A 12,103-nucleotide genomic window follows, 5' to 3' on the forward strand; every position below is an offset into this window, starting at 1 on the left:
TACACAACAGGAGATTGATCACGCCATGAATAGACTGAATAATCGACCAAGAAAAAGGTTAGGATACCTTACACCCAATCAGGTATTCTTCAAAAATACGCTTGCACTTCAAAATTGAACTCGCGTAAACATTTACACGGGCTAACAACTGCTAACAAATGGGAACGTAAAATCCGTGGGCGGAGGCAACCAGCCCTTTTGAGCGACACAAGGTATCAGGCGGGTTACAACCACCCTGATACGATTGAGTCTCCGCACCCACGGCAATATCGCTGTTGACTTTCTCCGCTTAACTAAAGCAATTCAAAGCAATTTGTGCTTCACGGAAAATGGATCAGGAAGTGTCGTTGTCTGAGCGCAGCGAGTTAAGATACTTTCCCGTTTTACGTGATGCGCAAATTGTGCCGACACGCCGCGAAGGCACATGCAGGGCAACGTCCCAGCGTCGCCTTTCTTTTGCTTACGTTGCTTTGGCGAAGCAAAGATAAGTAAGTGGCTACCGGGCCACACCCGGCATGGCTCTACAAAGAGCGATCGCTTTACACATTAAAAAGGGCGCAAAAATAACGCAAAAAGGGATGGCATCAGGATTGACTTAGATCACAGCACGTAGGGCACGTGCAATTCGCCATTTTAAGTAGCCAAAAGATCGGCGCAGATTGTACCCGCCCCACACAATACGATTTGGCGCGCTTTATTTCCCAATACAAAACCGCGAGAAAATCACACCCAGCAAGTCGTCCGAAGAAAACTCACCGGTGATGCTGTTGAGCCTGTCTTGGGTCAGGCGTAATTCTTCCGCAAACAGATCCAGTGACTGATCGTTTTGCGCGGCGTATTCCGCGGCGGTTTGCAGATGTTCGTGCGCGTGTTTGAGTGCGATCAAGTGGCGCTCGCGGGCGAGGTATAAAGATTCACCGGTTTGTTGCCAACCTGCGATGCGCAGCAATTCTTTGCGCAGCAAATCGATACCGATATGGTCTTGTGCTGAAAGATAAATGTGGGTTGCATCTTCCATCTGATCGACACTTGCGTGGTGACCAGAGATATCGATTTTGTTCCAGACACGGATCACCGGAACACCATCCGGGAAGCGCGCAACGATCGCTTCATCGGCGCGAGTCGGGCCACGGCTCGCATCGAGTAGATGCAAAATGACATCTGCTTTTTCAACTTCTGCCCATGTGCGTTCTATGCCGATGCGTTCTACTGTATCGATCACATTAACGATGCCACCCGGCTCTACATCATCATGTTCGTGGCGTATGCCAGCGGTATCGATAATGTTGAGTGGGATACCTTCAATGTGGATCGTCTCGGTGACTTTGTCACGCGTCGTACCAGCAATTGGCGTGACAATCGCGACATCATCACCTGCGAGAGCATTTAGCAAAGAGGACTTGCCGACGTTAGGCTGACCAGCCAATACAATATTCAAACCAGCGCGCAACAACGCCCCTTGTGCTGCTTGCTCGAACACTTTTTGCAAAGCGGTTTGTATGGTGCTGAGTTGACCACGCGCATTCGATTTTTCTAAAAAATCAATTTCTTCTTCCGGAAAATCTAAAGTCGCTTCGACCAGCATGCGCAGGTGAACGACTTTGTCGACCAGATCATGAATGACTTTTGAAAACGCGCCAGACAACGATTGCGAGGCTGATTTGGCTGCTGCTTCCGTCGACGCTTCAATCAAATCCGACACAGCTTCGGCCTGGGCTAAGTCCAGTTTATCGTTTAAGAAGGCACGTTGAGTAAATTCGCCGGGTTCGGCTAAGCGTAAACCTGATGCTTTACCCGCTTCGAGGCAACGGCTTAATAACATTTGCATCACCACCGGGCCACCGTGGCCTTGCAACTCCAGCACGTCTTCACCCGTGTAAGAGTGGGGGGCCTTGAAATAAATTGCGATACCCTGATCAATAACGGTGCCATCTTCCTGAGTAAATGGCAGGTAACTCGCATGACGCGGTTTAAGTTGGGTTGTGCCAAATAAGGCGCTTATGACGGGCGCCAGATTTTTGCCGGAGATGCGCACAACACCGATACCTCCGCGTCCGGGGGCGGTGGCAATGGCGGCGATGGGGATAGGTTCGTAGATCATGTTCAAATTATCTTTGCTTGCACTGCAGAAGTGCAGAAATATAGGCAGCTTTGTGACGGAAATGCGACAAACAATTTAGCTTCGCCATTACATTAATATAAAAAAAGCCCGCAACTGGCGGGCTTTTTGGGGGCTTTCGATTTTTTTCAGAGTCTTCAAACTCTCAAAATAATACTTAAGCCTTTACTTTATGTTCAGGTGGAATCAATTTATTGTTGATCACCCATTGCTGGCCAATCGACAGAATGTTGTTCACTACCCAGTACAGTACCAGACCGGACGGGAAGAAGAAGAACATTACTGAGAACGCCAATGGCATAAACATCATCATTTTGGCTTGCATAGGATCTGCAGGTGCCGGATTCAGTTTAGTGGTGATATACATCGAAATCGCGTAAATCACAGGCAAAATGAACAGCGGATCTGGTGAAGTCAGATCAGTGATCCAACCCATCCAAGGTGCGCCACGCATTTCAACGCTGGCTTGCAATACCCAGTACAAGGACAAGAACACGGGCATCTGAATCAGAATAGGGAAGCAGCCACCGAGCGGATTGATTTTCTCGGTTTTGTACAATTCCATCATCGCTTGATTCATTTTTTGCGGATCGTTTTTGTAACGTTCACGCACAGCCTGCATCTTCGGTGTGACGACTTTCATTTTTGCCATGCTGCGATAACCAGCAGCGGACAATGGGAACAAGGCCAGTTTAATGGAAATGGTAAATGCAACGATCGTCCAACCCCAGTTGCCGATCAAGCCATGGATAAAGCTCATCAAGCCAAATAAGGGTTTAGCGATAATAGCCAAGATACCGTAGTCTTTGACCAGTTCCAGACCTGGGGCAATTTTTTCCAGTACGGCGGTCGATTGTGGGCCTGTGTACAGCGTTGCGTCAGAATCTTTACTTGCACCAGGAACAATACTGCCTAATTGCAATACCGTGCTGACCGCGTAAATGTTGTCACGCACTTTTTCGGTACGGAATTCGCGCATCATCCCTTTGTCTTGCGGTACAAACGCAGACACAAAGAAATGTTGAATCACAGCAATCCAGCCATTGTCGGCTGATTTAGCATGATTACTGTTGCTGCTGCCTGACTTTTCTTCTTCTGCTTTGCGGATTTTTTCAAATTCCAGCTTTTGGAAGTGTTCCGAGTCTGTGTACACCGCAGGTGCATAGAATTCGGACGGGCCTGTAAACATCGAACCGCCTTCAGGTTTTGTGCCGTCATGTATCAGTTGCAGGTACAACATTGGTGTTATTGGTGCGCCAGTGTTGTTGGTGACTGTGTGTTTGACGTCAATCGCGTAGTCACCTTTTTTGAAGGTGAACGTTTTTGTCAGTTTGACGCCACCTTGCTCTGAGACCAAAACCAACTGCACACTATCGCTGCCATCGAGGCTACGTTTGCCTGGTTGTGCGATAAACACAGACTTGTGATTTGGATAAGCGGCATTAGCTAAACCAGTTTGTGCGAGATAAGTACGGGCATTACTTTCATCAAACAACACAACGTTTTTATCGCTTTGCTGTTTTGCGGGTAAGCCGACAGCCTCTAAGAATGGCTCGTAGAAATGCTCTGGCTTTGGATGATCTTTATATTGCAATAATTCCAGACGTTTGACTTCGCCGCCCAAGGTATCGATATCCGCCTTGATTACGTCGGTCGTGATCGTAATACGCTCAGTTTTCACGGCTACTACCGCAGCATCGCCAGCAGCAGGTGTTGTTGTGCCGCTTGCTGCGGCACTAGCTGCAGTGGCTGGGACGGAAGAATTCGCAGGCGTCGTTGTTTGCGCATTTTTTGCCTGTTGCGTTGCCGCTGCAGGGAAGAACATGGATGATTTGCCGTTATGGCGCATCCAGTTATCCCACAGTAGCAACAGCGACATAGAAAAAATAACCCACAGGACGGTACGTTTGATATCCATTTTATCCATTTGGTGTATGTCAGGAAAAGTGTGAGGAATGACCAGTGCTGCCAGAATGATCATGGCAGCATGGGTCGGATGTGGGGACAATCTTTTGTTTTTCACTAGCCAGCGGGACATGATCCACGCCACCAGGATGAAAAGGATGACATTTACACAAGCGTTTGCCTGCTAAATAACTTCCCTTGGTCGCACCATGCAATGCGATTGCCTGTGCTGCATACTCAGAACAACTGGGGTAAAAACGACAATTCTGCCCCAACATAGGACTGATTGCATACTTGTAGAAGCGTAGCAACAGGAGCAGTAGTGTTTTCATGTCAGCCGCCTTTTTTACAGGCAGGTGCCGCAAACAGGCGCAGAATTTCCGCCCGCAGCTCGCGCTTGAGCTGGGCAGTCGTCGCTGGGCCATCTTTGCTATTGACGGGACGCGACAGTCGCACAATGCAATCGACGTTTTGTAAGGCGGCACATCTGAAAATTTCACGCGTTACACGCTTGATCGTATTGCGGGTCACTGCGCGCGGCGCAAAGCGCTTGGCAGCAACCACACCTAAACGAGCATGCGGCAGTTCATTGGCTCTGGCGTAGAGCACAAAATGAGGCGTTTTTTGCACGGGGCGCAAACGAAAAACGGATGAAAATTCATCCGTTTTAATGATGCGTCGGGCACGTGCAAAATCTGCACCGCCGGCATCCGCCTGAACTGGGTCAGCTAAAAAATTGATCATGCGATGTCAGCGAAAGCTGCCGCAGACCAAAAATTTAAAATCAAGCTGCCAGGCGTTTACGGCCTTTAGCACGGCGTGCATTCAGTACAGCGCGGCCACCGCGGGTTGCCATACGTGCGCGGAAACCGTGAGTGCGCTTGCGGCGAACGACGGAAGGTTGGTAAGTACGTTTCATGTTGGTCTCGCTATTTGAGCAATAAAAAAAATCGGAATTACGGGTAAAGGCTTGCGTTGTTTACGTCAGGCTTTTCACCTTTACTGCCCCAAAACCGCTGCTCATGGCTTGCTGCATCACTGTACTGCCCATGTGCTGAACTGGTAAAACTCAACACAAACAATGCACCATCCAATAAAAGAGGGTAGGGAACCCGTAATTAGACACCATTTTTACCTTACCTGTCAATCACTTAGCGTAAAAATTAATCAAAAGCCGTTTACGGGCGGTGCTGCGGTGCAAAGAATAAATTTAATCCAAGGCTGTGGATAACTCGCCCAGTCGCGGTTAAAATAGAGGATTAGCGCGGCACCGGTTTATGCCTTTATGGCAACTTTCGACAAATTGAATTAAACGGCAATATGCTTCATATCTGTTCCTTTGTACAAATTGTACAAATTGTACAATCTGAACAATTTGTACATGATGATGAACACATGGCGTTTTTAATTCCTGAAAACAGAAAGTAACAAGGGTAATGAAAATTTCTGACCCTGACAGAAACTGCAGCGAAATAAGTCGTCACTACTTTGGTTGGTTTTTCTGAAAAAGCCAACGTGATCAAAAAGTCGTGCGCTTAGTTTTGGTGAATGTTTCATTCATTCGGCTCCGCGCATTTGCATTTAATAATTTAAAGTCATACATGGAAAATTTCTGGCAAGCCTGTTCGTCCCAACTTGAGCAAGAGCTTCCACCGCAACAATATAGTGCATGGATTAAATCGCTCGTACCGCTGTCCTTCGAAGAAGGCAAGCTGAGTATTGCTGCGCCCAATCGTTTTAAACTCGATTGGGTCAAAGCCCAATTTGCGAATCGTATTTCTGAACTGGCAAACCAGTATTGGGACGAAGAAGTCGAAGTTGTTTTTGTGCTCGATCCACGCGGCGGTAAAAAACCGGCTCCGGCACCGATGCCTACGCGTCCGGGTGTGGATGGTGAAATACCAAGCAGCAACAGTGCACCAGAAATGCAAGCCGAAGCAGCCGCACCAGAAGCCTCGCCACGTCGCGATCTCAGCCGTATCAATGTCGAATTAACGTTCGATAGTTTCGTGACCGGTAAAGCCAACCAATTGGCGCGCGCCGCAGCAATTCAAGTTGCCAACAATCCTGGCGTTTCATACAACCCATTGTTTTTATACGGCGGTGTTGGTCTTGGTAAAACGCATTTGATTCACGCGATCGGCAACCAGATTCTGGTCGATAACCCCAATGCGAAAATCCGCTACATCCACGCCGAACAATATGTGCGTGACGTGGTCACGGCTTACCAGCGCAAAGGCTTTGACGAATTCAAACGTTACTACCATTCACTCGATCTGTTGCTAATCGATGATATTCAATTCTTTGGTGGCAAGAGCCGCACGCAAGAAGAATTCTTCTATGCGTTTGAAGCGCTGATCGCTGCCAAGAAGCAAATCATCATCACCAGCGATACGTATCCTAAAGAAATCACCGGCATGGATGATCGCCTGATTTCGCGTTTTGACTCTGGTTTAACGGTTGCGATTGAACCACCAGAATTAGAAATGCGGGTCGCGATTTTGCTCAAAAAAGCACATTCCGAAGGCGTGCATTTTTCTGATGACGTGGCTTTCTTTGTCGCCAAACATTTGCGCTCAAACGTGCGTGAATTGGAAGGCGCCCTGCGCAAGATTCTTGCTTACTCACGCTTCCACGGCAAAGAGATCACGATTGACGTTGTTAAAGAAGCCTTAAAAGATTTGTTGTCAGTACAAAATCGTCAGATTTCTGTAGAAAATATTCAGAAAACCGTCGCCGACTTTTTCAATATCAAAGTCGCTGACATGTATTCCAAAAAACGTCCGGCGAATATTGCCAGACCACGCCAGATTGCGATGTATCTGGCGAAAGAACTAACGCAAAAAAGTTTGCCAGAAATTGGCGAATTGTTTGGCGGTCGCGATCACACCACGGTCTTGCATGCTGTACGCAAGATCACGGCGGATCGTGGCAAGAATCCAGAATGTAACCATGAATTGCATGTGCTTGAGCAAACCCTCAAAGGTTGATGCGAGCGCATTTTTGATAAAAGCATCAAGTAATTTAGCAGCAGCATGACCGCAGTTTTTAAGCAGTATTTATTGTATTCAACCACGATTAGCGAGGATTTCAAATGCAATTGGTAAAAACCCACCGGGACACACTGCTCCGGCCTTTGCAAATTGTGAGTGGTATTGTCGAGCGTCGGCACACATTGCCGATTTTGGCCAATATCCTCATTCGCAAAGACGGTGAACAAGTGTCCTTCTTGTCGACGGACATCGAAGTACAAATCACGACCAAAGCAGAAATCGGCTCTGGCGGCGATGTTGTGGCTACCACGGTTGCTGCACGCAAATTGTTGGATATCTTGCGCGCCCTGCCGGATGATCAGGACGTGGTTCTCAAGCTGGACAACAAACGCATGAGCGTGCAGTCTGGTAAATCACGTTTTTCTTTGCAAACCCTGGCAGCGGAAGAATTCCCTACTGTAGCACAAGCTGAACACTTCAATGCCAGCGTCAATTTGCCGCAAAAAACCTTGAAGCATTTGTTCAACATGGTGCACTTCTCCATGGCGCAACAAGACATTCGTTATTACCTCAATGGCCTCTTGTTGGTGGTCGATGGTAAAAACGTGATTGCCGTTGCGACTGACGGTCATCGTCTGGCGTTTTGCCAGGTCGAGGTGGAACAAGAGTTCCCACGCCATGAAGTCATCATCCCACGCAAAACAATTATCGAATTGCAGCGCTTGCTGGAAGACAAAGAAGACCCGGTACAAATCGACATCGCCAACAATCAGGTCAAACTGACGTTTGCAGATATCGAACTGGTGTCCAAACTGGTTGAAGGTAAATTCCCTGACTTTAATCGCGTGATTCCGAAAGGCTACAAAAATAGCTTTACACTCGGTCGTGAACAATTGCTGCGCTCGTTGCAACGTGCAGCGATCATGACGTCAGACAAGTTTAAAGGTGTGCGTTGTGTGATCACACCAGGCAGCATGCAAATCTTGTCGACCAATGCCGATCAAGAAGAAGCGATGGAAGAAATCGAAATCGATTACGGCGGCGATAGTGTCGACATCGGTTTCAACGTCAGCTATTTGTTGGACGTATTGAACAACCTGAAATGCGATCAAGTCTGCGTTTCTCTGGGTGATTCCAATTCTTCCGCATTGATCACCGTTCCAGAAAACACTGACTTCAAATACGTTGTCATGCCAATGAGAATTTAAGCATGCCACCCCCTTTCCCGCAAGCGGGAGAGGTCAGGGGTGAGGGACGTTGATATCGGTGAAACACGGGCAACTGCACGAAACGCAGCCAGTTGTGCAATCTGATCTTCAATGTCTTTTTAGCAGAGTACCCACTCCGCCACCCCACCCTTCCCCGCCCACCACAAAATGAGCGAGCAAGGGATTGAATACCCATGAACACGCAGTAAACACAAACGAAGGTAGCCATGTCCGATCAAAACCAAGAGAACCAACCAGCTTCAGCCGCCAGTTCCAATCAATATGGCGCATCCTCCATCCAGATTCTGGAAGGCCTGGAAGCCGTACGTAAGCGCCCTGGCATGTACATTGGCGACACGTCGGACGGCACTGGTTTGCATCATCTGGTCTTCGAAGTGTTAGATAACTCCATCGACGAATCTCTGGCAGGTCACTGTACTGAAATCAACGTTGCGATTCATACCGACAATTCCATTTCGATTACCGATAATGGCCGCGGTATTCCAACAGGTATCAAATGGGACGACAAGCACGAACCTAAGCGTAGCGCCGCTGAAATCGTTATGACCGAATTGCACGCCGGCGGTAAGTTCGATCAGAACTCCTACAAAGTCTCCGGTGGTTTGCATGGCGTTGGTGTTTCTTGCGTAAACGGCTTATCCAAATTACTTAAGCTGACGATTCGTCGCGACGGCAAAGTCCACACCATGGAATTTGTCCGTGGCGTACCGCAAAACCGTGAGCTCGAAACTGTCGACGGCATCGTTACATCACCGATCAAAGTCGTCGGCGACACAGACAAACGCGGTACTGAAGTGCATTTCTGGGCTGATGAAGAAATCTTCACCCACGTTGAATTCCATTACGAAATTCTGGCAAAACGTATCCGCGAATTGTCTTTCCTGAACAACGGCGTGCGCATCAAACTCAACGACCACCGCACTGGTAAAGAAGAGTTATTTGCGTTTGAAGGCGGTACCCGCGGTTTTGTGGAATACATCAACAAAGCAAAAAGCGTATTGCACCCAACGATTTTCCAGGCAACTGGCGAACGTGTATCCGATCAAGGCACCAACATCACTGTTGACGTGTCTATGCAATGGAACGATGCGTACAACGAACAAGTACTGTGCTTCACAAACAATATTCCACAGCGCGACGGTGGTACCCACTTAACTGGCTTACGCGCTGCGATGACCCGCGTCATCAACAAATACATCGAAGAACACGAATACGCTAAAAAAGCCAAAGTCGAAGTCACTGGCGACGATATGCGCGAAGGCTTAACTTGCGTCTTGTCCGTCAAAGTACCTGAACCAAAATTCAGTTCACAAACCAAAGACAAACTCGTTTCTTCCGAAGTACGTGGCCCGGTTGAAGAAATCGTCGCCAAAACGCTGACCGACTTCTTAGCTGAAAAACCCAACGACGCCAAAATCATTTGCGGCAAAATCGTTGAAGCCTCCCGCGCCCGCGAAGCAGCACGCAAAGCCCGTGAACTGACCCGTCGTAAAGGCGTCATGGATGGCCTGGGCTTGTCCTCCAAGCTTGCTGATTGCCAGGAAAAAGATCCTGCCCTGTGCGAACTGTACATCGTCGAGGGTGACTCCGCGGGCGGTTCTGCCAAACAAGGTCGTGACCGTAAGTTCCAGGCGATTTTGCCTTTGCGCGGTAAGGTGCTCAACGTCGAAAAAGCCCGCTTTGAAAAAATGCTCTCCAGCGAACAGATCACTACCTTGATCGCCACGCTGGGTACCAGCATCGGCCCTGACGAATTCAACGCTGACAAACTGCGCTACCATCGCATCATCATCATGACCGATGCGGACGTTGACGGTGCCCACATTCGTACCTTGCTGCTGACCCTGTTCTATCGCCAAATGCCACAACTGGTAGAACGCGGCCACATCTACATCGCCCAACCACCACTGTACAAAGTCAAAGCCGGTCGCGATGAACGCTACCTGAAAGACGACGCTGAAGAAGCAAGCTACATGATGAACGTCGCATTGTCAGGCGCATCGCTGATCCCAAGCACAGGCGCTGACCCGATCACTGGCGACGCATTGGCAGAATTGGTACGCCAATACAATCTGGCCAATGCCATCATGATGCGTTTAACCCGCGTCATCGACCGCGCTGCATTGACTGCCATCATGACCGGCGTCACCCTGAAAATGGACACCTTAGAAAACGCTGAACAATCCGCGATCAATATGACCACAGCGATCAACGATCCAGCGGTTAAAGTTGTAGTGCGTAGCGATGAATTGTCCGGCGCATTCAGCCTGCGCATCGAACGTATGTACCACGGCAACGTTAAAGTCACCAGCATTGACGCAGACTTTGTCGAAGCAACCGACTACAAAGTCTTAGAAAGCGCCGCAGCAACGTTTAAAGGTCTGTTAGGCGAAGGCGCTTTCATGCGCCGTGGCGAAGGCGAACGCGCAAAAGAAATCGCCGTACAAGACTTCCACCACGCCATGCTGTGGCTACGCGACGAAGCCGAACGCGGCGTCACCAAGCAACGCTATAAAGGTCTGGGCGAAATGAACCCAAGCCAATTGTGGGAAACCACCATGGACCCAACCGTCCGCCGCCTCTTGAAAGTCCAGATCGAAGACGCGATTGCCGCCGACCAGATCTTCACGACATTAATGGGCGACGATGTTGAACCGCGTCGTGCGTTTATTGAGTCGAATGCGTTAAGGGCGGGGAATATTGACGTTTAACTTTACCAAGAATGTCTTAGCATGAGTGAACTCGTTCTTTACCAAACAGAAGATGGCTTAATTCGAATTCAACTCAGAGCCGAAGATGGTAACGTATGGCTGACCCAGTTAGAAATAGCAGAGTTATTCGCGACCACCAAGCAAAACGTCAGCTTGCACGCAAAGAACATTCTTGAAGACAAAGAATTAGACGAGAGAGCAACTGTCAAGGAATCCTTGACAGTTCAAACCGAAGGCAATCGCCAAGTTAAACGTAGCATCACGCTATACAGTTTGGCGATGATACTAGCTATTGGCTACCGCGTCCGTTCGCCACGCGGCAATCAATTCCGCCAATGGGCTAGCGCTCATCTCTCAGAATATCTCCTTAAAGGTTTCGTCATGGATGACGAACGCCTGAAAAACCCAGGCGGATGGGATTACTTTGATGAACTGCTGGCACGTATCCGAGATATTCGCGCTTCAGAAAAGCGTTTTTATCAAAAGGTTCGCGACCTATTTGCACTAAGTCATGACTATCAAAGTAGTGACAGCAAGGCACAAGTGTTCTTTGCAGAAGTGCAAAACAAACTTCTTTACGCTGTCACGCAGCAAACCGCAGCTGAAATCATTGTAGCGCGAGCCGATCCCAACTCTCCCAATATGGCACTCACGACTTGGAGCGGCACAGGGGTACGCAAACATGATGTTGTGATTGCAAAGAATTATTTAACAGCAGATGAAGTCGATACACTCAACCGTCTCGTCGTGATCTTTTTAGAACAAGCAGAACTACGCGTCAAAGACCGCAAAGAACTATCCCTAGATTTTTGGCGTAATAACGTAGATAAGCTTCTGGAATTTAATGACAAGCCGATCTTGCACAATGCCGGAAAAATCAGTAATGATCAAATGAAGCAGATAGCTCAAACGCGTTACGATAGCTTTGAAGCGGCAAGGCGTGAAGCTGAAGCAAAGGCTGCGGACGCTGATGATTTGCGGATGCTTGAAGTGATGGCGAAAAAAGTTGAAAAAAAATATAGGCGAATTCTAGGATGAAGTGCAATTTATGAACGGTACCGGTTAATGAGGGCAAGATGCGATAGCATTTGTGCCTTTTTGACCGGCCAGTCGAAATTGCATAATGAACTACACACATCTCACCCA

At 48.4% G+C, this 12,103-nt stretch carries 9 protein-coding genes and 1 pseudogene; 5 read left to right on the forward strand and 5 right to left on the reverse strand.

The genetic code is table 11. The features are described 5' to 3' along the window. Nucleotides 1-118 (forward strand): annotated as a pseudogene (locus ACO0K1_RS19345) (IS30 family transposase); the annotation flags it as partial. Nucleotides 119-694: 576 nt separating this feature from the next. Here the strand turns inward: ACO0K1_RS19345 and mnmE are convergent. The 5 genes from mnmE to rpmH all read right to left on the reverse strand — a co-directional run bounded on the left by mnmE (nt 695) and on the right by rpmH (nt 4,943). Beyond that, a complete protein-coding gene (mnmE, locus tag ACO0K1_RS19350; protein WP_423028728.1) occupies nt 695-2,101 on the reverse strand; it encodes a tRNA uridine-5-carboxymethylaminomethyl(34) synthesis GTPase MnmE in 1,407 nt (468 codons plus the stop codon). Between the two features lie 175 nt (nt 2,102-2,276). Further along, nucleotides 2,277-4,037, reverse strand: a complete 1,761-nt coding sequence (gene yidC, locus ACO0K1_RS19355; protein ID WP_423028740.1) for a membrane protein insertase YidC — start codon at nt 4,035-4,037, stop codon at nt 2,277-2,279. Between the two features lie 19 nt (nt 4,038-4,056). Further along, nucleotides 4,057-4,356, reverse strand: a complete 300-nt coding sequence (gene yidD / locus ACO0K1_RS19360; RefSeq protein ID WP_423028730.1) for a membrane protein insertion efficiency factor YidD — start codon at nt 4,354-4,356, stop codon at nt 4,057-4,059. A gap of 1 nt (nt 4,357) precedes the next feature. Further along, nucleotides 4,358-4,768 carry a ribonuclease P protein component gene (gene rnpA, locus ACO0K1_RS19365; RefSeq protein ID WP_423028732.1) on the reverse strand — a complete coding sequence of 137 codons (411 nt, stop codon included), beginning with the start codon at nt 4,766-4,768 and terminating at the stop codon, nt 4,358-4,360. Nucleotides 4,769-4,808: 40 nt separating this feature from the next. After that, nucleotides 4,809-4,943 carry a 50S ribosomal protein L34 gene (gene rpmH, locus ACO0K1_RS19370; protein WP_061535510.1) on the reverse strand — a complete coding sequence of 45 codons (135 nt, stop codon included), beginning with the start codon at nt 4,941-4,943 and terminating at the stop codon, nt 4,809-4,811. Between the two features lie 682 nt (nt 4,944-5,625). Between rpmH and dnaA the strand changes: the two genes are divergently transcribed. The 4 genes from dnaA to ACO0K1_RS19390 all read left to right on the forward strand — a co-directional run bounded on the left by dnaA (nt 5,626) and on the right by ACO0K1_RS19390 (nt 11,995). Beyond that, complete coding sequence (gene dnaA, locus ACO0K1_RS19375; protein WP_423028734.1) at nt 5,626-7,014, forward strand: chromosomal replication initiator protein DnaA; 1,389 nt, start codon at nt 5,626-5,628, stop codon at nt 7,012-7,014. 104 nt (nt 7,015-7,118) lie between these two features. Continuing rightward, complete coding sequence (gene dnaN / locus ACO0K1_RS19380; protein ID WP_186912417.1) at nt 7,119-8,225, forward strand: DNA polymerase III subunit beta; 1,107 nt, start codon at nt 7,119-7,121, stop codon at nt 8,223-8,225. 227 nt (nt 8,226-8,452) lie between these two features. Then, entirely contained in the window at nt 8,453-10,957 is a 2,505-nt protein-coding gene (gene gyrB, locus ACO0K1_RS19385; RefSeq protein WP_423028736.1) for a DNA topoisomerase (ATP-hydrolyzing) subunit B, read from the forward strand. 21 nt (nt 10,958-10,978) lie between these two features. Beyond that, entirely contained in the window at nt 10,979-11,995 is a 1,017-nt protein-coding gene (locus tag ACO0K1_RS19390) for a virulence RhuM family protein (protein ID WP_423028738.1), read from the forward strand. Nucleotides 11,996-12,103 lie beyond the last annotated feature (108 nt).

Origin of the sequence: Undibacterium sp. SXout20W (genome assembly GCF_049340285.1) — a bacterium.
GTDB lineage: Bacteria > Pseudomonadota > Gammaproteobacteria > Burkholderiales > Burkholderiaceae_D > Undibacterium.

What these genes read in the sequence shown, in the direction of transcription:
- yidC (WP_423028740.1), bottom strand. Translation starts at nt 4,037, where the DNA reads ATGGATATCAAACGTACCGTCCTGTGGGTTATTTTTTCTATGTCGCTG.
- rnpA (WP_423028732.1), bottom strand. Translation starts at nt 4,768, where the DNA reads ATGATCAATTTTTTAGCTGACCCAGTTCAGGCGGATGCCGGCGGTGCA.
- ACO0K1_RS19390 (WP_423028738.1), top strand. Translation starts at nt 10,979, where the DNA reads ATGAGTGAACTCGTTCTTTACCAAACAGAAGATGGCTTAATTCGAATT.
- yidD (WP_423028730.1), bottom strand. Translation starts at nt 4,356, where the DNA reads ATGAAAACACTACTGCTCCTGTTGCTACGCTTCTACAAGTATGCAATC.
- gyrB (WP_423028736.1), top strand. Translation starts at nt 8,453, where the DNA reads ATGTCCGATCAAAACCAAGAGAACCAACCAGCTTCAGCCGCCAGTTCC.
- mnmE (WP_423028728.1), bottom strand. Translation starts at nt 2,101, where the DNA reads ATGATCTACGAACCTATCCCCATCGCCGCCATTGCCACCGCCCCCGGA.
- dnaN (WP_186912417.1), top strand. Translation starts at nt 7,119, where the DNA reads ATGCAATTGGTAAAAACCCACCGGGACACACTGCTCCGGCCTTTGCAA.
- rpmH (WP_061535510.1), bottom strand. Translation starts at nt 4,943, where the DNA reads ATGAAACGTACTTACCAACCTTCCGTCGTTCGCCGCAAGCGCACTCAC.
- dnaA (WP_423028734.1), top strand. Translation starts at nt 5,626, where the DNA reads ATGGAAAATTTCTGGCAAGCCTGTTCGTCCCAACTTGAGCAAGAGCTT.